Source organism: Motilibacter aurantiacus (assembly GCF_011250645.1).
GTDB lineage: Bacteria > Actinomycetota > Actinomycetes > Motilibacterales > Motilibacteraceae > Motilibacter_A > Motilibacter_A aurantiacus.
In genome coordinates this window covers 150,915-170,926 of record NZ_JAANNO010000007.1, presented here as the reverse complement: position 1 = coordinate 170,926, position 20,012 = coordinate 150,915, and the positions used below count along the sequence as shown (strand labels likewise).

General features: G+C 72.3%; 22 protein-coding genes. 12 read left to right on the top strand and 10 right to left on the bottom strand.

The window, feature by feature from the left end:
- The first annotated feature begins 36 nt into the window (after positions 1 to 36).
- From G9H72_RS14070 to G9H72_RS14060, 3 genes are all read left to right on the top strand, one after another.
- Positions 37 to 360 carry a rhodanese-like domain-containing protein gene (locus tag G9H72_RS14070; protein WP_166172114.1) on the top strand — a complete coding sequence of 108 codons (324 nt, stop codon included), beginning with the start codon at positions 37 to 39 and terminating at the stop codon, positions 358 to 360.
- A gap of 80 nt (positions 361 to 440) precedes the next feature.
- Positions 441 to 1,904, top strand: coding sequence for a hypothetical protein (locus G9H72_RS14065; RefSeq protein WP_166172112.1), 1,464 nt, complete (start codon positions 441 to 443; stop codon positions 1,902 to 1,904).
- 41 nt (positions 1,905 to 1,945) lie between these two features.
- On the top strand, positions 1,946 to 2,482 hold the full coding sequence (locus G9H72_RS14060; RefSeq protein ID WP_166171847.1) for a cupin domain-containing protein: 537 nt from the start codon (positions 1,946 to 1,948) through the stop codon (positions 2,480 to 2,482).
- On the opposite strand, the gene G9H72_RS14055 is transcribed toward G9H72_RS14060, so the two are convergent.
- From G9H72_RS14055 to G9H72_RS14040, 4 genes are read right to left on the bottom strand one after another with little or no spacing between them, the layout of a single operon-like run.
- The gene (locus G9H72_RS14055) at positions 2,446 to 2,934 is read right to left on the bottom strand and encodes a GNAT family N-acetyltransferase (RefSeq protein ID WP_331272302.1); all 489 of its coding nucleotides are present in this window, start codon (positions 2,932 to 2,934) and stop codon (positions 2,446 to 2,448) included. The two genes, G9H72_RS14060 and G9H72_RS14055, sit on opposite strands and share 37 nt — an antisense overlap.
- Positions 2,916 to 3,992: a pseudaminic acid synthase gene (gene pseI, locus G9H72_RS14050; protein WP_166172110.1), complete on the bottom strand. Its 1,077-nt coding sequence runs from the start codon at positions 3,990 to 3,992 to the stop codon at positions 2,916 to 2,918. The genes G9H72_RS14055 and pseI overlap by 19 nt, the downstream gene beginning before the upstream one ends.
- Positions 3,989 to 5,056 carry a spore coat protein gene (locus G9H72_RS14045; RefSeq protein WP_166172108.1) on the bottom strand — a complete coding sequence of 356 codons (1,068 nt, stop codon included), beginning with the start codon at positions 5,054 to 5,056 and terminating at the stop codon, positions 3,989 to 3,991. The genes pseI and G9H72_RS14045 overlap by 4 nt, the downstream gene beginning before the upstream one ends.
- Positions 5,053 to 5,817, bottom strand: coding sequence for a cytidylyltransferase domain-containing protein (locus G9H72_RS14040; RefSeq protein WP_331272301.1), 765 nt, complete (start codon positions 5,815 to 5,817; stop codon positions 5,053 to 5,055). Before G9H72_RS14040 ends, G9H72_RS14045 begins: the two co-directional genes overlap by 4 nt.
- Before the next feature lie 52 nt (positions 5,818 to 5,869).
- Here G9H72_RS14040 and pseB point away from each other — a divergent pair, with 52 nt between their 5' ends.
- The 6 genes from pseB to hisF are packed head-to-tail and all read left to right on the top strand — an operon-like array spanning position 5,870 to position 11,266.
- On the top strand, positions 5,870 to 6,853 hold the full coding sequence (pseB, locus tag G9H72_RS14035) for a UDP-N-acetylglucosamine 4,6-dehydratase (inverting) (protein ID WP_166172106.1): 984 nt from the start codon (positions 5,870 to 5,872) through the stop codon (positions 6,851 to 6,853).
- Positions 6,850 to 7,989 carry a DegT/DnrJ/EryC1/StrS family aminotransferase gene (locus tag G9H72_RS14030; RefSeq protein ID WP_166172104.1) on the top strand — a complete coding sequence of 380 codons (1,140 nt, stop codon included), beginning with the start codon at positions 6,850 to 6,852 and terminating at the stop codon, positions 7,987 to 7,989. The genes pseB and G9H72_RS14030 overlap by 4 nt, the downstream gene beginning before the upstream one ends.
- Before the next feature lie 59 nt (positions 7,990 to 8,048).
- Positions 8,049 to 8,675, top strand: a complete 627-nt coding sequence (locus G9H72_RS14025; RefSeq protein WP_331272300.1) for a pseudaminic acid biosynthesis-associated methylase — start codon at positions 8,049 to 8,051, stop codon at positions 8,673 to 8,675.
- Positions 8,672 to 9,820 (top strand): N-acetyl sugar amidotransferase, encoded by a 1,149-nt coding sequence (locus tag G9H72_RS14020; RefSeq protein WP_166172100.1) that lies wholly within the window; start codon positions 8,672 to 8,674, stop codon positions 9,818 to 9,820. Before G9H72_RS14025 ends, G9H72_RS14020 begins: the two co-directional genes overlap by 4 nt.
- An 8-nt stretch (positions 9,821 to 9,828) precedes the next feature.
- On the top strand, positions 9,829 to 10,566 hold the full coding sequence (gene hisH / locus G9H72_RS14015) for an imidazole glycerol phosphate synthase subunit HisH (protein ID WP_166172098.1): 738 nt from the start codon (positions 9,829 to 9,831) through the stop codon (positions 10,564 to 10,566).
- Positions 10,520 to 11,266: an imidazole glycerol phosphate synthase subunit HisF gene (hisF, locus tag G9H72_RS14010; RefSeq protein WP_331272299.1), complete on the top strand. Its 747-nt coding sequence runs from the start codon at positions 10,520 to 10,522 to the stop codon at positions 11,264 to 11,266. The genes hisH and hisF overlap by 47 nt, the downstream gene beginning before the upstream one ends.
- 10 nt (positions 11,267 to 11,276) lie before the next feature.
- Here hisF and rfbC read toward each other — a convergent pair whose 3' ends face one another.
- A complete protein-coding gene (gene rfbC / locus G9H72_RS14005; RefSeq protein WP_166172094.1) occupies positions 11,277 to 11,885 on the bottom strand; it encodes a dTDP-4-dehydrorhamnose 3,5-epimerase in 609 nt (202 codons plus the stop codon).
- 31 nt (positions 11,886 to 11,916) lie between these two features.
- The gene (rfbA, locus tag G9H72_RS14000; protein ID WP_166172092.1) at positions 11,917 to 12,780 is read right to left on the bottom strand and encodes a glucose-1-phosphate thymidylyltransferase RfbA; all 864 of its coding nucleotides are present in this window, start codon (positions 12,778 to 12,780) and stop codon (positions 11,917 to 11,919) included.
- Between the two features lie 139 nt (positions 12,781 to 12,919).
- Here rfbA and rfbB point away from each other — a divergent pair, with 139 nt between their 5' ends.
- Together rfbB and rfbD are read left to right on the top strand one after the other, a co-directional pair.
- The gene (gene rfbB / locus G9H72_RS13995; RefSeq protein WP_166172090.1) at positions 12,920 to 13,909 is read left to right on the top strand and encodes a dTDP-glucose 4,6-dehydratase; all 990 of its coding nucleotides are present in this window, start codon (positions 12,920 to 12,922) and stop codon (positions 13,907 to 13,909) included.
- Complete coding sequence (gene rfbD, locus G9H72_RS13990) at positions 13,909 to 14,793, top strand: dTDP-4-dehydrorhamnose reductase (protein ID WP_166172088.1); 885 nt, start codon at positions 13,909 to 13,911, stop codon at positions 14,791 to 14,793. The genes rfbB and rfbD overlap by 1 nt, the downstream gene beginning before the upstream one ends.
- Here the strand turns inward: rfbD and G9H72_RS13985 are convergent.
- The 4 genes from G9H72_RS13985 to G9H72_RS13970 are packed head-to-tail and all read right to left on the bottom strand — an operon-like array spanning position 14,726 to position 18,586.
- Positions 14,726 to 15,178, bottom strand: coding sequence for a GtrA family protein (locus tag G9H72_RS13985; RefSeq protein WP_407939591.1), 453 nt, complete (start codon positions 15,176 to 15,178; stop codon positions 14,726 to 14,728). The two genes, rfbD and G9H72_RS13985, sit on opposite strands and share 68 nt — an antisense overlap.
- Positions 15,179 to 15,219: 41 nt before the next feature.
- Entirely contained in the window at positions 15,220 to 16,206 is a 987-nt protein-coding gene (locus G9H72_RS13980; protein ID WP_166172084.1) for a glycosyltransferase family 2 protein, read from the bottom strand.
- Positions 16,207 to 16,220: 14 nt separating this feature from the next.
- Positions 16,221 to 17,756, bottom strand: coding sequence for a hypothetical protein (locus G9H72_RS21715; RefSeq protein ID WP_166172082.1), 1,536 nt, complete (start codon positions 17,754 to 17,756; stop codon positions 16,221 to 16,223).
- Positions 17,753 to 18,586 (bottom strand): WecB/TagA/CpsF family glycosyltransferase, encoded by an 834-nt coding sequence (locus tag G9H72_RS13970; RefSeq protein ID WP_166172080.1) that lies wholly within the window; start codon positions 18,584 to 18,586, stop codon positions 17,753 to 17,755. Before G9H72_RS13970 ends, G9H72_RS21715 begins: the two co-directional genes overlap by 4 nt.
- Before the next feature lie 382 nt (positions 18,587 to 18,968).
- Between G9H72_RS13970 and gmd the strand changes: the two genes are divergently transcribed.
- Positions 18,969 to 19,982: a GDP-mannose 4,6-dehydratase gene (gene gmd, locus G9H72_RS13965; protein WP_166172078.1), complete on the top strand. Its 1,014-nt coding sequence runs from the start codon at positions 18,969 to 18,971 to the stop codon at positions 19,980 to 19,982.
- Positions 19,983 to 20,012: the final 30 nt, after the last annotated feature.

Below are 20,012 nucleotides of genomic sequence, written 5' to 3'. Positions count from 1 at the left end.
CGGCGGGGCACCGTGGCGTTGAGGCACGATGGGCCTATGGCCCCCGACATCGACGCCGCCTCCGTGCCGGACGACGCCCGCATCCTGGACGTCCGCGAGCCCGGGGAGTGGGCGGCCGGGCACGTGGCGGGCTCGCAGCACCTGCCCATCGGGGAGGTCGTCGCCCGCGTCGACGAGATCGACGATGAGGCGGGCACTCTCGTGGTCGTCTGCCGCAGCGGCTACCGGTCCGCCCAGGTCGCGGCGTGGCTACAGGGCCAGGGGTACGACGTGGTCAACCTCGCCGGCGGCCTCGACGCCTGGGCGCAGGCCGGCAGGCCCCTGGTGACCGACGCGGGCACGCCGGGACGGGTCGCCTGACCCCTCCTCCCACGGGCGCCCGGGCCTCCCGGGCGGTCGACCTGCCCGTCGCCGGCGCGCTCGGCCTGCTGGTGCTCCTCGTGCACGACGTGGGCTACCTGCTGCGCCAGCCGTACTGGCTCGACGAGAGCTGGGTCGCGGTCTCGACACGCGTCCCGTTGCGCGACCTGCCGCTCGTGACGGCGTCCTCGCCGCTCGGCTGGACCGTCCTGCTCCGGCTGGTGCCGTTCGGCGGCCCGGAGCGGCAGCGCCTCGTGCCGCTCGCGTTCGCCGGGCTGGCCGTGGCGCTGGGCTACCTGCTGCTGCGCGCCCTCGGCCGCGGGCGGCTCGTCGCCGCGCTGGCCGGGGCGCTCCCCGTGCTGATCGCCCCCGCGATGCTGGTCCGCGACGACCTCAAGCAGTACACCGCCGACGCCGCCGTCCTCCTGCTGCTGTGGCTGGCGGTCGCCCGACTTGACGCCGCCTGGACGCGCCGCCGGCTCGTGGCCCTGGGCGTGCTCGTCGGGCTCGCGCCGCTGGTGTCGACGGCCGCCGCGCTCAGCGGGCCGGCGGCCCTGGTCGCGGTCGTGGGCGCCGCCCTGGTCGCGCACGACCGGGCCCGTGTCCGCGAGGCGTCGCTCCTGGCCCTGGCGGCCGGCGCGGTACTCGGCGTCGTGCTGCTGCTGACGGTCCTGCGCAACTCCACCGACTCGCTGCGCGAGTTCTGGGTCGACCACTACCTGCCGCGCTCCCCGGTCGACGCGCTGCCCGAGGCCTGGTCGCGGTGGGAGGCGGCAGCGGCGTACACGCTCGTCCCTCACGCGCTGCCCGCCCTGCTGCTCGCGGCGGGCGGCGCGTGGGCGCTCTGGCGCTCGGGCAAGGTGGCGTCCGCGCTCCTCGTCCCGGTCGCGGCCCTCGGGTCCGCCGCCGCCGCGGTGCTGCACGTCTACCCGTTCCTCGACGTCCGCACGAGCACGTGGCTGCTCGTCGGCGTCTCGGTCCTGGCCGCGGTGGCGGTGGCGGTGGCGCTCGGGGCACTCGCCGCTCCGGCCCCTGCCGCTCCGGCAGCGGCCATTCGGCTGGCCGCGACGGGGCTCGCGGTCGCGGCGGCCGGCTCCGCGGCCCACGTCGCCCACCCGTACGTCAGGGGGCACACGATCTTCGCCCAGGACGTGCGCTCGCAGGCCGAGCGGGTCGCCGCGGACAAGCGGCCGGGGGACGTCGTCCTCGTGGCACTGTCGGCGACGTGGGCGTACGCGTACTACTCGGGCACGGGCCCGGTGCCGGTCGAGCGGACGGACTCGGTCGCTACCCGCTTCCTCCCGTCGTTCGCCGGCGCCCCCGACGTCCAGGTGGTGCGCGGCCGCGGCCCGGAGGCGGTCAGGCAGGCCGTCCGGCGGGCTGTGGGCAGCGCGGGCCCCGACGGGCGGGTGTGGGTGGTACGTACGCAGATCGCGGCGGAGGAGCGCCCGGCGTGGGACGCCGCGCTCCGGCAGTGCGGCCAGGAGGTACGCGTCGGCGTGGACCCGCTGCTCGTGCTGCGGGCCGGCGGGGGGTGCGGCTGAGCCGCGCTGCGGGTTGAACGCGGCACCGTGCCACGGACGCCTTGGAGCGATGCCGCATCCAGTCGGACCTGTGGGACGGCTGCCGCACCGTGCCGGTGACCGTCGGGACCGGTGCCGCAGTCAGCGCCGTGGCCGGGCCGGCCGGGCCGGGGCGCGCGCTCGCCTGGGAGCATGCGTGCATGGTCCAGGACTCCTCGCCGGTGGAAACCCGCCCGTCGTACGCCGACGAGCGCGGCTCGCTGACCGTCGTCAGCGGCACGGGCACGGTGACGTACGTCGAGGTCGTGACCTTCGCGGCAGCCGGAGTGGTGCGCGGCAACCACTACCACCGCGGCTACCACGAGCGGGGCTACGTGCAGTCCGGCGAGATCGAGGCCCGCCTGGTCCCGCTCGCGGGCAGCGCCTCGCCGGGAGGCGTGTTCCGGCTCGTCGCGGGGCAGCTCATCGACATCCCGCCGATGACGCTGCACGTCTTCACGTCGGTCGAGCCGAGCGTGGCGATCTGCTTCGGCAGCGGGACCTCGCCGGTGGAGGACAAGCACTACCTGCGCGAGCCGGGCCCTGGCCTCAGCTCGTAGCGCCGCCAGCCGTCCTCGGCGCCGGCCGCCTGCACGTAGCCGGCCCGCTCGAACGTCCGCCACGACGCAGCGTTCGTGTCTCGCACCTCGGCGATGAGCAGTTCGGCCGTGCCCGACGAGCGGAGCCACTCCTCCCCGGCTCGCAGCACGGGCGCGGCAAGGCCCCGCCCGCGAGCTGCGGGCGCGAGGTTGATGCTGACGACCCAGTGGCCCTCTCCTGCGTCGTCGAAGCGCACCATGCCCACTCGCTCGCCGTCGAGCTCGGCCACCAGCAGCCGGCGCCGCGGGTCGTCGAGCGCGCGGGCGTACCACGCCTGGTGGGCCTCCCATGCGACCTCGTCGGTCTGCGCCGACATCGCGCGCGTCGTCGGGTCGTTGCGCCACTCCCACAGCGCGCGCGAGTCGTCCGGGCCGGCGGGCCGGACGACCGGGGTCAGCCGAACATCGGCCACTGGAGGATCTCGTCCGCCTCGATGGCCTCGCTCGTCGTGCGCCCGAGCACCGCGTCGAGCTCGTGGACCGGGATGCCGTATCCCGGCCGCTTCACCGCGATGTCCTCCCGTGTGACCACGGTGCCGGCGGGCAGGTCGCGGGCCGCGACGAGGCTGCGCCGGCCGATGCGGTACATCTCCGCCTCGGCCGGCGTCACGCGCTTGACCGGCGTGCCCAGCGACGCCTCCGCCTCGCGGATGGCCTTGACCATCGCCGTCAGCTCGTCCGGCTCGAGGGCGAAGGCGTGGTCCGGGCCCTCCTGGTCGCGGCTGAGCGTGTAGTGCTTCTCCACGAGGGTGGCCCCGAGCGTGACGGCGGCGACGTCCGCGGTGTGGCCGGGAGTGTGGTCCGACCAGCCGATGGGGACCTGGAACGCGCTCGCGAGGGTGGAGATCGCGCGCAGGTTGAGGTCCTCGAAACGCGGCGGGTAGTTGATCGCGCAGTGCAGCAGGGCCACCTGCTCGCAGCCGGCCTCGTTGGCCACGTCCAGCGCGCGCTCGATGTCGGCCAGGGACGCCATGCCGGTCGACAGCAGAAGCGGCTTTCCAGTCCGCGCGGCGTACTCGATGAGCGGCAGGTGCGTGATCTCGTAGGACGCGATCTTGTAGGCGGGGACCTTCACGGTCTCCAGCAAGTCGACCGCGGCCTCCTCGAACGGCGTCGAGAGGAAGTCGATCCCGGCCGCGGCCGCGTGGCTGGCCAGCTCCTCGTGCCACTCCCAGGGGATCTCCACCCGCTTGATCAGCTCCCAGACCGTCTCCTGGTCCTTGAGCAGGCTGGAGTTCTTGAGGTACGAGGGGTTCGGCGTCTTGCGCGAGTAGAGGCCCTCGGCGGTGTAGGTCTGGAACTTCACCGCGTCGGAGCCGGACTCGGCGGCGACGTCGATCAGCCGCTTCGCGGTGTCGAGGTCCCGGTTGTGGTTCGCACCCGCCTCCGCGATGACGTAGCAGGGGTGGCCGGGGCCCACCGGGCGCTGCCCGATCGAGATCTCCGGGCGGCCGTAGACGCGTGCGGTCATGACGTCTCTCCCTCTCTGGTCGACGAGTTGCTGGCGGTGGTCCGGAGGAGCACGGCCAACTCTGCGGCGACGCGGTCGCTGCCGGCACCGTCGACGAGCGAGTACGCCGCGGTGGACAGCCGCTCGCGCCGCCCCTGGTCGGACATCAGCTCCGCCAGCTCGGCGGTCACCGCTGCCGGCTCCTGGCGCAGCCGCGCCGCCGGGCCGAGGCCGTGGCACACGTCGGACCGCACGAGAGCGGTGTACCCAGGAAGCTGGTTGTCGGCCACCGGCACGAGGGCGACCGCCCGCCCGAGGCAGGCCAGCTCCCAGACGGTCGTGCCCGCCGCGCTGATCACGAGGTCCGCCTCCGTGGCGAGGCCGGCCAGGTCGTCGACCGGCGCGTGCGCGGCCACCGACCGGCCCGCGGCGACCGGCAGGGACTGCACCCGCCGGCGGAGCTGCTCGGTGGCGCAGACGACGTCGAGGTGGGCCGCCATCCCGGTCCCCAGCAGCCGCTCGGCGACGTCGGCCGCGGCGTGCGCGGCGTCCGTGCCGCCGAGGACGACGAGAGCCCGCCGGGCGACCGGGGGCGCCGGTGGCGGCGCCGGCGGGCGGCGCAGGGTCACCCGGCGCGGCAGCAGCGCGTACCGGGCGCCCGCGAGGAGCCGGCCGCGGTAGCCGTCGCGGGGGAGGTGCTCCGCGCCGTGGTTCTGGTTGACCACCAGGTCGGCCTCGAGGCCCGGCGCCGCGGCGTCCACGATCGCCGCGACGACCCGCCCGGACCGGCGCACGGCCGCGTGCACCTCCGGCGGCACGGAGTACGAGTCGATGACCACGGCGGCGGCGTCGACGCGGTCGAGCGTGGCGACGACCTCGGCGGGCCCGGCCGGGGCCGGGCGCGCCTCGACCCCGAGGGCGCGGAGCCGCCGCTCGGCGAGCGCGACGCCGTGCAGGTCACCGAGGAACACGACGCCGAGCCCCTGCGCGAGCAGCGCCTCCGACAGGGCCGCCGAGCGCATGACGTGCCCCACCCCGCCGCTCGCGCTCGCGTCGCACCGGACGGCGACGACGGGGCCGCTCACCCCTCGCTCAGCTCCTTCTGGACGACGTGGCCGTTCAGCGCCACGATGTCCGGCCGCGAGCGCAGCAACCGCGTGAGCTCGCGCCACTCGGGCGCCCGGTCCCCGATCTCGGCCACCGTCGCACGGAGCATGCGCAGGTCGTCCGGGGTGTCCAGCGTGACGCGCAGGTCGGCGGCGTGCGGGAGGAAGCCCAGGCCGGCGACCCGGTAGTCCTCGAAGGACGTGTAGACGGCGGAGGTCACGTGGACGCGGTGCACCCCGGTCGCCGTCGCGCCCACGCGTCGCAGGGTCTGCGCGGACAGGACCTCGACGTCGAGGCCGTGCGGCAGGCTGCGCTCGAGGACGGTGCTCAGGTAGTCGAGGCCCCCCTCAGCCGCGGCGAAGGTCCGGACGGCGAGACGGATCAGTGCCGGGTCGAGCAGCGGGCAGTCCGCGGTGAGCCGGGCCAGGGCGGCGGCGGGGTGGTGGTCGAGGACCAGGAGGAAGCGGGAGAGCACGTCCTCCTCGGGGCCGCGCACGACCTCCGCGCCGAGCTCGAGGGCGAGGTCGGCGACCGCGTCGTCGCGCGGGTCGGTCGAGGTGGCGACCACGACCTTGGTGAACACTCCGGCCAGCTGCGCGGCGCGTACCACCCAGCCCAGCACCGGCCGGCCGCCCAGCGGCTCGAGGACCTTGCCGGGCAGCCGTGTCGAGCCGGCGCGGGCCTGGATCACGGCCAGGGTGCCGTTTGCCTCCGCCGTCTCCGCGGAAAGTGCTTGCACGCCTGCACGTTACAGTGTGTCAGGGAACGTGCCCCCACTGTAGGAGTTGCGCATGACCTCGTTGGATGGCGCCTCGATGTTCGTCACGGGAGGCACCGGCTCGTTCGGCAAGGCCTTCATCCGGCGCCTGCTCGACGACGGTCACGTCAGCCGCATAGTGATCTACTCTCGCGACGAGCTCAAGCAGTACGAGGTCCGCCAGCTGCTCGGGGACGACCCCCGGCTGCGTTGGATGATCGGCGACATCCGGGACAAGGAGCGCCTGCACCGGGCGATGCACGGCGTCGACTACGTCGTCCACGCTGCCGCGCTCAAGCAGGTCGACACCGCCGAGTACAACCCCTACGAGTTCGTGAAGACGAACGTGCTCGGCTCCCAGAACGTCATCGACACGGCGATCGACCTCGGGGTCAAGCGGGTCGTCGCCCTCTCGACCGACAAGGCGAGCAGCCCGGCGAACCTCTACGGCGCCACCAAGCTCTGCGCGGACAAGCTCTTCATCGCCGGCAACCACTACGCCGGCGCGGCGGACACCCGCATGGCGGTCGTGCGCTACGGCAACGTGGTCGGCAGCCGGGGGTCGGTGGTTCCCTTCTTCAAGAGGCTCGCCGCCGAGGGCGTCCGCAAGGTCCCGATCACCGACCCGCGCATGACCCGGTTCTGGATCACGCTGCCGCAGGCCGTGCAGTTCGTCCTCGACGCGTTCGAGCGGATGACCGGCGGCGAGCTGTACGTCCCGCGCATCCCGAGCATGAAGATCACCGACCTCGCGGAGGTCCTGGCGCCCGGGGCCGAGCTCGACATCATCGGCATCCGCCCGGGCGAGAAGCTCCACGAGGAGATGATCGGGGCCGAGGACGCCCACCGCACACTCCGGTTCGCCGACCACTACGTGGTCAAGCCTGTCATCTCCGAGTGGGGTGGGAAGCACGTCGAGGGCGGGGAAGAGGTGCCGAACGACTTCGTCTACCGCTCTGACCTCAACGACCAGTGGCTGAGCCATGACGAGCTGGCGGAGATGGTCGCGGCGGCATGACCACGCAGGCCGCGCAGAGCTGGCTGCCGTACGGCCGGCAGTCGGTCGAGCAGGAGGACATCGACGCGGTCGCCGAGGTCCTGCGCGGCGACTGGCTGACGACCGGCCCGGCCGTCGAGTCCTTCGAGGAGGCGCTCGCGCAGGCGGTCGGGGCCCCCTGCGTCAGCGTGACCTCCGGCACGGCCGCGCTGCACGTCGCGTACGCCGGGCTGGGGGCAGGGCCCGGCAGCGAGGTCGTCACCAGCCCGTTCACCTTCATCGCCACGGCGTCGTCGGCTGCGCTGCTCGGCGCCACCGTGCGCTTCGCGGACGTCAGCGACGACACGCTCAACCTCGACCCGCAGGCGGCGGCGGCCCTGGCCGGCGAGCGGACAAGCGTGATCGCGGCCGTGGACTACGCCGGCCACCCGGCCGACCTCGACGAGCTCCGCTCCGTCGCCGACTCGGTCGGGGCCAGGCTCCTGGAGGACGCCGCGCACTCGATCGGCGCGCGCTACAAGGGGCGGCCCGTCGGGTCGGTCGCCGACGCGACCTGCTTCTCGTTCTTCCCGACCAAGCACATGACGACCGCCGAGGGAGGGGCCGTCGCGGCGCCCGACCCCGCCGTGCTGCAGGCGGCCCGCCGGTTCGCCCGCATCGGCCGGGACCCGCAGCCGCAGGACACCTCTCAGGGGGCCTGGTGGTACGAGATGAGCGGCTTCGGGCTCAACTACCGGCTGCCCGACGTGCTCTGCGCGCTCGGGGCCGCCCAGCTGCGCCGGCTGCCCGCCTTCCTCGCCCGCCGCGACGAGCTGGTGGCGCGCTATGACCAGCTGCTGTCCGGGGTGCCGGGGCTGCGGCTGCCCACCAGGCGGGCGGACGTGGAGCCCGCCTGGCACCTCTACTCGGTCCGCGTCCTGGACGGGCGACGGCGAGAGGTCTTCGACCGGCTCCGGGCGGCCGGCATCGGCGTGCAGGTGAACTACATCCCGGTCTACTGGCACCCCGTCTTCGCCGACCTGGGCTACCGGCGGGGCATGTGCCCGGTGGCCGAGGCCGCGTACGCCGAGCAGCTCTCCCTCCCGCTGTTCCCGGACATGACCGATGCCGACCAGGACCGGGTCGTCGAGGCGCTGCGCGGGGTCCTCGACCCATGAGCCCGGCTTCCGCCCCCGTCCCGTCGACCTCCCGAACCAGCCGCTCAGAAGGGAACACCGTGCCCGGAGACAGCACCTACGCCACAGCCCAGGAGGAGTTCTGGTCGGGTGAGTTCGGGGACCGGTACTCCGAGCGCAACGTCGGTGCCCGATGGGTCTCCGCGAACACGGCGCTGTTCTCGAAGGTCCTGTCCGGTCTCTCGCCGGTGAGCTCGGTGCTCGAGATCGGGGCCAACATCGGCCTCAACGTCCGCGCGCTGCAGACGCTGCTGCCCGAGGCCGAGATCGCCGGCCTGGAGATCAACGCGGGCGCCGCCGACGAGCTGGAGAAGACCGGGTGCACCGTCTTCCGCGGCTCGGCGCTCGACTTCACGCCGCCGCGGGCCTATGACTTCACCTTCACCAAGGGCGTGCTCATCCACATCGCGCCCGAGGCGCTGAACACGGTCTACGACCTGCTCTACAACGCCTCGAACCGGTACGTCTTCGTCGCGGAGTACTACAACCCGCGCCCGGAGACGATCGTGTACCACGGCGAGCAGGACCGGCTGTTCAAGCGCGACTGGGCCGGTGACCTGCTCGACCGGTTCCCCGACCTCCGCCTCGTGGACACGGGCTTCGCCTACCACCGTGGCCCGTTCCCGCAGGACGACCTCACCTGGTTCACGCTGGAGAAGACGTCGTGATCACCTACTGCCGGCGGTGCGTCATGCCGTCGACCAAGCCCGACCTGCGCATCGAGGACGACGGCGTCTGCTCGGCGTGCCACAACTTCGAGCGGCGGACGAGCGTCGACTGGGATGCCCGCCGGCAGGAGTTCCTCGACGTCGTCGAGCGCTATCGCTCCAAGGACGGCAGCAGCTGGGACTGCATCGTGCCGGTCTCCGGCGGCAAGGACAGCACGGCGCAGGTGCTCAAGGTGCTGAGCCTCGGGCTCAACCCGCTGTGCGTCACCTCGACGACGTGCGACCTGTCCGACATCGGGCGGCGCAACATCGAGAACATCAAGCAGCTCGGCGTGGACTACGTCGAGGTGACGGGCAACCCCCGGGTGCGCCGCACGCTCAACCGCATCGGGCTCGAGGAAGTCGGGGACATCTCCTGGCCGGAGCACGCGTCGATCTTCACGATCCCGGTGCGCGCCGCGGTGGAGTACCGCGTCCCGCTCATCGTGTGGGGTGAGAACCCGCAGAACGAGTACGGCGGCCCGGCCGCCGCGTCGGAGAACCACGTCCTGGACCGGCGCTGGCTCGAGGAGTTCGGCGGACTGCTCGGCCTGCGCGTCAGCGACATGGCCGGGCGTCACGGGCTCCGCCAGCGCGACCTGATCCTCTACACGTACCCCTCGGACGAGCGGCTGCGCGAGGTCGGCGTGACGGGCGTCTTCCTCGGGCACTTCTTCCCGTGGGACGGGTTCACCAACGTGCTCGTCGCCCAGGGGCACGGCTTCGAGACCTACCACAAGACGGTGGAGGGCTCGGTCGTCAACTACGAGAACCTCGACAACCATCAGACCGGCATCCACGACTACTTCAAGTTCCTGAAGTTCGGGTTCGGCCGCGCGACCGACATCGCCTGCCTGCACCTGCGCCGGGGACGGCTCACCCGCGAGGAAGCGCTCGACCTCGTGAAGCTCCACGACGGCAAGTTCCCGTGGGAGTACCTCGGCAAGCCCCTGGCCGACATCCTCGAGCCGCTCGACATGAGCGTCGCCCAGTTCGCGAAGATCTGCGACCAGTTCACCAACAAGCGGCTCTTCGTCACCGAGGGCGGGCAGCTCGTGCGCGACCGGCACGGCAACCTCACGAAGGTCAACGACGACAATGTGTAGCTCCGTCGATGTTCCCTGAGTGGGCGCAGCTGTCCGAGCCCTCCGTCTTCGGCGAGCCGGCGGGGCCGAAGGTCGGGGTCATCGACTACAAGCTCAACAACCTCGCCTCGATCTGCCGACGCCTCGAGGACGCCGGGGCCGCGGGCCTGGAGGTGCTGGCCCGTCCGGAGGGGCTGGAACGCTTCAGCCACCTGGTCCTTCCGGGGGTCGGGGCGTTCGACGCGGCGATGGAGAACCTGCACGCCGCCGGCTGGCCGCAGGCCCTGCGCGAGGCCACCGGCCAGGGCAAGCCGCTGCTCGGGGTCTGCCTCGGCATGCAGCTGCTCGGCGACCGCAGCGAGGAGGGCGCACCCACTCCCGGGCTCGGCCTCGTCCCCGGGCAGGTCGTGCGGCTGACCGCGCGCTCCGGCGAGCGCGTGCCGCACGTGGGGTGGAACGAGGTGACCGCGCTCGACGACGGCGGGCTGTTCGCCGGCATCGCCCCCGGCGCCGACTTCTACTTCGTGCACAGCTTCCAGTTCGAGCCGGAGTCCGCCGCGGACCGGGCAGCCGTCACCCCGTACGCCGGGGAGGTCGTCTCCGCCGTCCGCCACGGCAGCGCGTACGGCGTGCAGTTCCACCCGGAGAAGAGCTCGGCTGCGGGCCTGCGCCTCCTGCAGAACTTCCTCGCCGTGAGAGGGCCAGATGCTGAAGGTTCGAGTGATCCCGACCCTGCTCTCGAATGGCTTCGGGCTCGTCAAGGGTGAGGCGTTCGCCAGCTGGCGCACGGTCGGGACGCTCGTCCCTGCCGTGCGGGTGTTCAACTCCCGCGACGTCGACGAGCTGCTCATCGTCGACGTCGCGGCCCGTCGGGAGGAGCGTTCGGTCGACCTCGACACGGCGGCGGAGGCGGCCGTCCAGAGCCGTGTCCCGCTGACCGTCGGCGGCGGCGTCGACACGGTCGAGGACGTGGCCGAGCTGCTGGCCGCCGGCGCCGACAAGGTGGTCGTGAACAGCGCCGCGCTGGCCGGCCCGGGCCTCGTCGAGCAGGCCGCCCGCCGCTTCGGCAGCCAGTGCGTCGTGGTGTCGGTGGACGTCCGTGAGGTCGACGGGGCGTGGCGCTGCTTCAGCCACTCCGGCTCGAGGCCCACCGAGCGCGACCCCGTCTCCTGGGCCAGGGAGGCCGCCGACCGCGGCGCCGGCGAGATCCTCGTGACCCGGGTCGAGTACGACGGCCGCCTCACCGGCTACGACATCCCCCTCGTCGCGTCGGTGGCGCAGGCCGTGGGCGTCCCGGTCATCGCGTCCGGAGGGGCCGGGTCCTACGCCGACATGCTCGCGGCGATCCGGGAGGGGGGCGCCTCCGCCGTCGCTGCCGGAGCCATGTTCCAGTTCACCGAGCAGACCCCCGCGGAGGCCCGGGACTACCTCGCGGCGCACGGCGTCCCGGTACGCCGGGGCTCGTAGCCGGAACGCGTCAGGGGCGCTGCCGGAGCGAGGCGTAGAACTGCCGGCAGGCGTCGTACGACGGCAGCAGCCCCGCCGCCTCGGCCTCGCGCAGCGTCGGGGCCGCGGTGTCCTTCGGGGAGAGCAGCAGCTCCCCCGCCTCGGCCGGCCACTCGATCGCGAGGTCGGGGTCGAGCGGGGAGATGCCGTGCTCCCGGGTGGGGGAGTAGCCCTCGGAGCAGAGGTAGCTGACGGTCGCGTCGTCGGTCAGGGCGACGAACGCGTGGCCGAGGCCCTCGCTCAGGTAGACGGCGCGCCGGTCGACGTCGTCGAGCCGCACCGCGTCCCACGTCCCGAATGCCGGAGACCCGGTTCGGATGTCGACGACGACGTCGAGCACCGCACCACGCAGGCAGGTGACGTACTTCGCCTGGCTCGGTGGGACGTCGGCGAAGTGGATGCCGCGCAGGGTGCCCCGCGACGACACCGAGACGTTCGCCTGCCTCAGGTCGAGCGGGTGGCCGACCGCTTCCACGAAGCGTGCTTCGCGGAACCACTCGAGGAACACGCCGCGGTCGTCCCGGTGCTGGACCGGGGTGACCTCGTAGGCGTCGGGGACCTTGAGCTCGCGGATCTCCACGTCGCAGAACCCTAGCCGTGGCCGCGCCCGTTCAGGCGCCCAGCAGGCCCAGCAGGTAGTCGCCGTAGCCGCTCTTGCGCAGCGGCTCCGCCACCGCCCGCAGCTGGTCGTCGGAGAGCCAGCCCTCGCGCCAGGCGGCCTCCTCGATGCAGCCGATCTTCTGGCCCTGGCGCGCCTCGATCACCCGGACGAACTCGGAGGCCTGGACCATGGAGTCGAAGGTCCCGGTGTCGAGCCAGGCGGTGCCGCGCGGGAGCACGGTGACGGTCAGCGTGCCGCGCGAGAGGTACTCCTGGTTGACCGCCGTGATCTCGAGCTCGCCGCGTGCGCTGGGCTCGAGGCCGCGGGCGATACCGATCACGTCGTTGTCGTAGAAGTAGATGCCGGGGACGGCGTAGTTGCTGCGCGGGTGCGCAGGCTTCTCCTCGATGCTCACCGCCACGCCCGCGCCGTCGAACTCGACCACGCCGTAGGCCTTCGGGTCCGCGACGTGGTAGGCGAAGATGCGGCCGCCCTCGACCTCCGTGCACGCCTTCAGCTGCTCGTCGAGGCCGACGCCGTAGAAGATGTTGTCCCCGAGGACCAGCGCGACCTTCTCCTCGCCGATGAAGTCGGCGCCGATCAGGAAGGCCTGGGCGAGCCCTTCGGGGCGGGGCTGCACCGCGTACTCGAGCCGGATGCCGAGGTCCGAGCCGTCCCCGAGCAGCCGGCGGAAGCTCCCGGCGTCCTCGGGGGTGGTGATCACGAGGATCTCGCGGATCCCCGCCTGCAACAGCGTGGTCAGCGGGTAGTAGATCATCGGCTTGTCGTAGACGGGCACGAGCTGCTTGCTGATGCCCCGGGTGATCGGGTGCAGCCGCGTGCCGCTCCCGCCGGCCAGGATGATTCCGCGCACGTGGCGACCCTAGCGGCCGGCCGCTCTGCCGTTCGGGTCGTGCGGTCGAAGAGCCGCGTACGGGACAGGCCGGCGCCGGTAGGGTCGGGACCGCCCGCGCCGTGCCCGGCGACGACGGCATCGATGCGGAGGAGAAGCGTTGTCCGTACTGGTCACCGGCGGCGCCGGCTTCATCGGCTCGCACTTCGTCCGCACCCTGCTGTCGGGGGGCTACCCCGCCTTCGCGGACACCGACGTCGTCGTCCTGGACAAGCTGACGTACGCGGGCAACCGGGCGAACCTCGACCCGGTGAAGGACAGCCCGCGCCTGACCTTCGTGGAGGGCGACATCCTGGACACGAAGCTGGTGGGGGAGCTGGTGAGCGCCTCCGACGCGGTCGTCCACTTCGCCGCCGAGTCGCACGTCGACCGCTCCATCGAGGGAGCCACCGACTTCGTGATGACGAACGTCGTCGGAACCCAGACGCTGCTGGACGCCGCCCACCGGCGCGGGCTGGCCAAGTTCGTCCACGTCTCGACCGACGAGGTCTACGGCTCCATCGACGAGGGCTCCTGGCCGGAGACGCACCCGCTGGAGCCGAACTCGCCGTACTCCGCCTCGAAGGCCTCCAGCGACCTGCTCGCCCGGGCGTACGCCCGCACCCACCAGCTCGACGTCAGCATCACCCGCTGCTCGAACAACTACGGGCCGTACCAGTTCCCGGAGAAGGTCATCCCGCTGTTCGTCACCAACCTGCTCGACGGGGGGACGGTCCCGCTCTACGGCGACGGGCTCAACGTGCGCGACTGGCTGCACGTCGACGACCACTGCCGGGGGATCGCGCTCGTGCTCGAGAAGGGCCGGGCCGGCGAGGTCTACAACATCGGTGGTGGCACCGAGCTCACCAACAAGGAGCTCACCGGCCAGCTGCTGGACGCGCTCGGCGCGGGCTGGGACCGGGTCGTCCCGGTCGAGGACCGCAAGGGCCACGACCGGCGCTACTCGGTGGACATCTCGAAGATCTCGGCGGAGCTGGGCTATGCGCCCCAGGTGCCGTTCGGGCAGGGCCTGGCCGACACCGTGCAGTGGTACCGCGACAACCGCGCCTGGTGGGAGCCGCTGAAGCAGCGCGCCGCGCTGGCCCGCTGATGGGCTGGCTGGTCACCGGCGCCGGGGGCATGCTCGGCCGCGACGTCACCTCGGTGCTCACCGCCGCAGGGGAGCGGCTCGACGCGCGCGACCGGGCCGGCCTCGACGTGCTGGACGCGGACGCGGTGCAGGAGGCGGTGTCGAGCCTGGCCGGCCCGGAGGGGCCCGGGGTGGTCGTCAACTGCGCCGCGTGGACCGACGTCGACGGCGCCGAGGAGCGCGAGGACGACGCGACCCGGGTCAATGGTGAGGGCGTCGCGCTGCTCGCCGCCGCCTGCACGCAGACCGGCGCCCGGCTGCTGCACGTCTCCACCGACTACGTCTTCGCCGGCGACGCCACCCGGCCGTACCCGGAGGACGCCCCGCCCGCCCCGCTCAATGCGTACGGCCGCAGCAAGCTCGCCGGCGAGCGGGCGGTCCTGCGCCTGCACCGTGACGGGGGCTTCGTCGTCCGCACCGCCTGGCTCTACGGGCAGCACGGGCGCAGCTTCGTCGCCACGATGGCCCGGCTGGCGGCGGAGAAGGCGCCCGACGGGACGGTCGACGTGGTGCAGGACCAGCTCGGGCAGCCGACCTGGTCGCGGGACCTCGCCGAGCAGCTGGTCGCCCTCGGCCGATCGGTCGACGCGCCGCCCGGGGTCTACCACGGCACCAGCAGCGGTGAGACGACGTGGCACGGGCTGGCCCGAGCCGTGTTCGAGGAGCTGGGCCACGACCCGCAGCGGGTGCGGCCGACCACCAGCGAGGCGTTCCGGCGGCCGGCGCCGCGCCCGGCGTACAGCGTGCTCGGTCACGCCCGCTGGGAGGCGGCCGGGCTCAGCCCGATCCGAGGCTGGCGGGAGGCGCTGCGTGCGGCGCTCGAGGCGTGGCCGGGCCTGCGCTGAGCAATCCGGCCTGGACGGTTCCGGCGGCGCCGCGCTCGTCCGTCGCAGCCGAGCGGTGGCGCCGCCCGGCGAGGACGAGCCGGGTCACGACGAAGGTTGCCGGGATCGCCGGGGCCGATGCGATCAATGGCGCGAACGTCTCGTCCACCGCCAGCGCGTTCACGAGGACCAGAACCCCCGTCGTTGTGACGAGGAAGTTGGTCAAGTTGGTCAAGGGGTACAGCGCCAGCCGCCGCCAGGTCATCGGGACCCGGAACGTCAGCTTGCTGTTGAGGACGAAGGACACCAGCAGACTGATCACGAACCCGATGAGGTGCGCCGCGACGTAGCCGACCAGAGGGAGGAGGGCGAGGTAGGGACCGTAGTACGCGCCGGTGTTGACCACCCCGACCGCGCAGAAACGGAGTAAAGCTCCCCTCGACGCGGTCACGACGCCCGTCCGCTCTGCCGGTCCGCGCGATGCGGCGGGAACGGCAGCTCACCGGCGTGCGGCGGGGCGACGTTCCCCTCGCGCAGCAGGTAGGCCGGCCGCGCCTTCGCCTCGTAGTAGATGCGCCCGATGTACTCGCCCAGAATCCCGAGAGCCAGCAGTTGCAGCCCGCCGAGCATCAGCACCGCTGACACCAGGGTCAGGTAGCCGGGCTGGTCGATGCCGTACAAGGCCGCTCGCGCGAGCAGCCAGACGATGTAGGTCAGCGAGAGCAACGTGACCGCGCCGCCGAGGTGCACCAGCAGGCGGAGCGGTCGGTCGTTGAAGGAGAGGACGCCGTCCAGGCCGTAATTGACCAGCCGTCGGAAAGTCCAGCTGCTCGAGCCCGCGGTCCGCACCACGTTCTCGTACTCGACCATCACGGTCGGGAAGCCGATCCAGGAGAACAAGCCCTTGGAGAAGCGGTTACGCTCGGGCATCGCGAGCAGGGCGTCCACCGCACGGCGGCTGAGCAGGCGGAAGTCGCCGGCCCCGTCCATGAGCCGCACGTCGATGAGCCGGTTGATCAACCGGTAATAGGTCCGCGCCAGGAAGGTGCGCCGGAACGGGTCCCCCTGCCGGGTGCGTCGGGCGACGACCTGATCGAAGCCCTCGGTCATCCGGGCGAGCATCAGCGGCAGGAGCGTGGGCGGGTGTTGCAGGTCGGCGTCCATGATCAGGACTGCATCACCGGCCGCGTGCTCCAGACCGGCCAGCAGGGCGGACTCCTTGCCGAAGTTGCGGCTCAGCGACAGGTAGCGCACGCGGCTGTCCCGCCCGGCCAGCTCACGGAGAACGTCGAGCGTGCCGTCCGGGCTTCCGTCGTCGACGAAGAGCATCTCGACCTCGAGGTCGAGCGGCTCGACCTGCTCGGACAGGGCCTGGTGCAGGTGAGGGAGGGATGCCTCCTCGCGGAAGCACGGCACGACGATCGAGAGCAGCACGGCGACCTCCGGGGCTACGGCCGCTCGGCCGGGCAGGGCGTCGCGTACACGGTGCCACGGGCCGTGTGGCGCAGCACGCGCCAGGCGGCGTCGTGCGGCAGTCCCGGGTAGTCCGTTCCTTCGACGTAGTACGCGGCACAGGATCGGCTCTCGCCGGCGGGAGGCGCGGCGAAGGCGAAGAACGTGGGCGGACCGGGCTGCAGTGTCATGAAGCTCGGGTCGCACGAGCTGGGCTCGCCCGCGGTCCCGTGGCTGAAGCGGCCTTGCCAGCGACCGTCGGTCCGCAGGGTGAGCAGCTGCTGGAAGCGGATGCTGGCCTCGCACCCGTTCATCGCTATCAGCGGGCGCTCGTCGGACACCGACAGGGCGAAGTCCCTGGTCTCGACGACGAAGGCGTTGCGGAGGAGCCCGTCCCGGAGGCCGATGAACGCGACTGCCGCGGCGCAGGCGGCCGCGACCGCGGCAGCACCCCAGCGTGGCCATGCGAGCTCGCGCGGGGACGTGTGTTGGACGAGGATCAGCAGGAGCCCGGTGGCCCCCAGCCAGATGGGCGGGGCGAAGTAGTAGCTGCTGCCGGGCGACCAGGGCGTCAGAGTCGCGAGGTAGAGCAGCCCTGTGCCGAGCAGGATGTAGCCGTCGTGCAGCTGGTCGCGTCGCGCCCGGACGGCCGCCCCACCCTCGTCGCGACCTTCGCGCCGTCCCCGGGTCGCGGCGAGCGCGATCAGGGCCAGACCGGGAGCCGCGCCCCACTTCACCGTGGACTCCACGATTCGCGGGAGGTCGTCGAACGTGAACGTGTAGCCGGCGGTGTACCAGCCACTGCGCTGGAGGTACGCGCTGTACAGGATGCTTCCCAGTCCGGCAGCCGCTGTGACCGCAGCATGCAGCCAACGCCGGCGCACCGCCAGCGAGAGCGCGTAGACGAGGAGCAGCCAGGCGAAGGGCGCCTTCCAACCGGCCGCGATCACCCACGCGACGGTGCGCAGCCACGGCCGTGGGGCGAGCAGCCCGAGCGCGATGAAGGCGAGCCCCCACAGCTCCTGCAGAGAAGGGAAGAACAGCTGGTCGTACAGCGCGCGGTTGGCGAGCCCGACGGCTACCGCCGTGCCCACGGCCAGCGCCCAGCGGCCGCCGGCAAGTCGCCGGACAAGGACGGCTGGGGCCAGCAGGACCAGAAGGAAGAGGGCAAGTCGTAAAGTGCGAGCGCCGGCGACCGGGAGGGCGTAGAACCAGGGCTCGATCGCGTAGAAGCTGGGGCGGAACACGCCCGCCCCGACGTCCGCCTCCCGCATGTCCCAGCCCATCTGGAACAGCCCGAGCAGGCCGTCGGCGCTACGAGCGGCCCGCGACTGCTCGACATAGAGCGCGTCGTCGACCAGCGACCATTCCCAGGGCAGCAGCGCCCACAGCATCAGCACAGCCACCAGCCCGGCAGGCAGGAGCCAACGCGGGTGGCGGGTGCTGTCGTGCTGCGTCAGCGCCGACGACCCGCTGGTCGTCGCGCTCGAGCCGGTGGGGGGAGGTGCTGCGCGGGGGTGCTGCCCGGTCACGCCTGGCCGTTGCGGAGCTTGCGCACCTCTCGCCCCGCCTGCAGGAGGAAGAGCGCGTTGCCCAGCAGGTAGCGCTTCCACAGCCGGCGAGGCTCGGAGACGAGCCGGTGGACCCACTCGAACCCGGTCCCGTGGAGCGCGGCCGGAGCCTCCTTCTTGTGGCCCGACAGGAAGTCGAAAGCGGCACCGACCCCGACCATCGTCACGCTCACGTGGTCGACCAGTTGCGCGATGAGCTGGTCCTGACGGGGTGTGCCGAGGCCGACCCACACCAGGTCCGGTGCGGCCTCCTCGATCAGCTGGGCGTACTCCAGCACGTCGTCGTGGGTCGGGTCCCGGAAGGGCGGGGCCAGCGAGCCGGCGACGACGGCGTCGGGGTAGTCGGTCTTGATCGCGCGCTCGAGGTCGGCGAGCACCTCGGGAGAGCCGCCCAGCAGGTAGTGGCGGAGCCCGGGCCGGCTGAGCACGGCCTGCATGAGTGCCGGACCCCGGACCGGCCCCTTCGCCCGGGACTTGCTGATCACGCGGTGAAACCACGCCACCGGTGTGCCGTCGGGGAAGTTGACCGACTGGTGGTTCAGCACCTCCCGGTAGCCGGTCCGGCGCAGGACCAAGCTCAAGACGTACGCGTTGCACATGTGCACCGCGAGCGGCGTGTGCGCACGTGCCGCCCACTCGACGAAGGCCGCCGCCTCGGTGACGTCGGCGTCGTAAAGCTTGACGTCCGCGAAGCCGAAAGAGGTGAAGCGGTCCAGCGCAGCGAGCTCACCCGTCCGCGGACGGCTCACGGTGAGGCCTGCCTCACAGGTGCAGTCGTGAACGGAGGTCATCGGACCGAGACTACCGGAGCGCGATCGGCTGGCTTCACGCCGTGGCTGGGGGTGACTAGGACCCACCGGGTGAAGTACGGCGCTCATGTACCGGGCTCCCTCATTCAGCAGGGCCCACAGGCAACCGCGTCCGCATCCGCTCACCGGCGCGGACGTGACCGCCGCAGGCGCCCGCGTCAGCTTCGTCAGACTGGAGATGCCCCAGGCCCGACCGGGGGTTCAGTGGTGCCGCAACTTTTTTTCGCCCGCGTCCCGCGAGGCGGCGTGTCGCCGTGCGCTTGTGTGCCTTCGATGCTGGTGGACGGCCGAGCCGTGGAATACTGAGTCGCCCGTCGGCCCTGTGAGCCGCTGATCCCGCCGAGACCTCGAGGCTGCCTTTTCCATGACGAAGTCCGCGCTCATCACCGGTGTCACTGGTCAGGACGGCTCGTACCTCGCCGAGTTGCTGCTCGACAAGGGCTACGAGGTGCACGGGGTCATCCGCCGGGCGTCCACCTTCAACACCGACCGTATCGACCACATCTACCAGGACCCGCACGACCCGGACCAGCGCCTGGTGCTGCACCACGGGGACCTGTCGGACGCGACGATGCTGGTCAACCTCATGCGCGACGTTCAGCCGGACGAGGTCTACCACCTCGGCGCGCAGTCGCACGTGAAGGTCTCGTTCGAGATGCCGGAGTACACCGGCGACGTCACGGGGCTCGGGACGATCCGTCTGCTCGAGGCGATCCGGGCTTCGGGAGTGGACACCCGCTTCTACCAGGCGTCGAGCTCGGAGATGTTCGGCTCGACGCCCCCGCCGCAGAACGAGCAGACCCCGTTCCACCCGCGGTCGCCCTACGGCGCGGCCAAGGTCTACGCCTACTGGGCCACGGTGAACTACCGCGAGGCGTACGGGATGCACGCGACCAACGGCATCCTGTTCAACCACGAGTCGCCGCGCCGGGGTGAGACCTTCGTCACTCGCAAGATCACTCGCGCCGTGGCCCGGATCGCTGCAGGGCTGCAGGACTACCTCTACCTGGGCAACCTCGACGCCGTGCGCGACTGGGGCTACGCCAAGGAGTACGTCGAGGCGCAGTGGCTCATGCTGCAGCAGCCGCAGGGCGACGACTACGTCGTGGCCACGGGCAAGGCCGGCACGGTCCGCGACTTCTGCCAGGTGGCGTTCGCCCGCGCGGACCTCGATTGGGAGAAGCACGTCCGCACCGACGCCCGGTACGAGCGCCCCTCCGAGGTCGACGCCCTCATCGGGGACCCGGCCAAGTGCCGCGAGGTGCTGGGCTGGGAGCCGAAGACGGACTGGCGGGCGCTCGCTGAGCTGATGGTCGACGCAGACCGGCAGCTTCTCGAGGACCAGCTCTCGGGCAAGCTCGCGCGCGCCAGCCGCTGAGCGGCTTGCACCGGCGAGCCCCCGCGGGGC

What these genes read in the sequence shown, in the direction of transcription:
- G9H72_RS14070 (WP_166172114.1), top strand. Translation starts at nt 37, where the DNA reads ATGGCCCCCGACATCGACGCCGCCTCCGTGCCGGACGACGCCCGCATC.
- pseI (WP_166172110.1), bottom strand. Translation starts at nt 3,992, where the DNA reads ATGACCGCACGCGTCTACGGCCGCCCGGAGATCTCGATCGGGCAGCGC.
- pseB (WP_166172106.1), top strand. Translation starts at nt 5,870, where the DNA reads ATGACCTCGTTGGATGGCGCCTCGATGTTCGTCACGGGAGGCACCGGC.
- G9H72_RS14030 (WP_166172104.1), top strand. Translation starts at nt 6,850, where the DNA reads ATGACCACGCAGGCCGCGCAGAGCTGGCTGCCGTACGGCCGGCAGTCG.
- hisH (WP_166172098.1), top strand. Translation starts at nt 9,829, where the DNA reads ATGTTCCCTGAGTGGGCGCAGCTGTCCGAGCCCTCCGTCTTCGGCGAG.
- rfbD (WP_166172088.1), top strand. Translation starts at nt 13,909, where the DNA reads ATGGGCTGGCTGGTCACCGGCGCCGGGGGCATGCTCGGCCGCGACGTC.
- G9H72_RS13970 (WP_166172080.1), bottom strand. Translation starts at nt 18,586, where the DNA reads ATGACCTCCGTTCACGACTGCACCTGTGAGGCAGGCCTCACCGTGAGC.
- gmd (WP_166172078.1), top strand. Translation starts at nt 18,969, where the DNA reads ATGACGAAGTCCGCGCTCATCACCGGTGTCACTGGTCAGGACGGCTCG.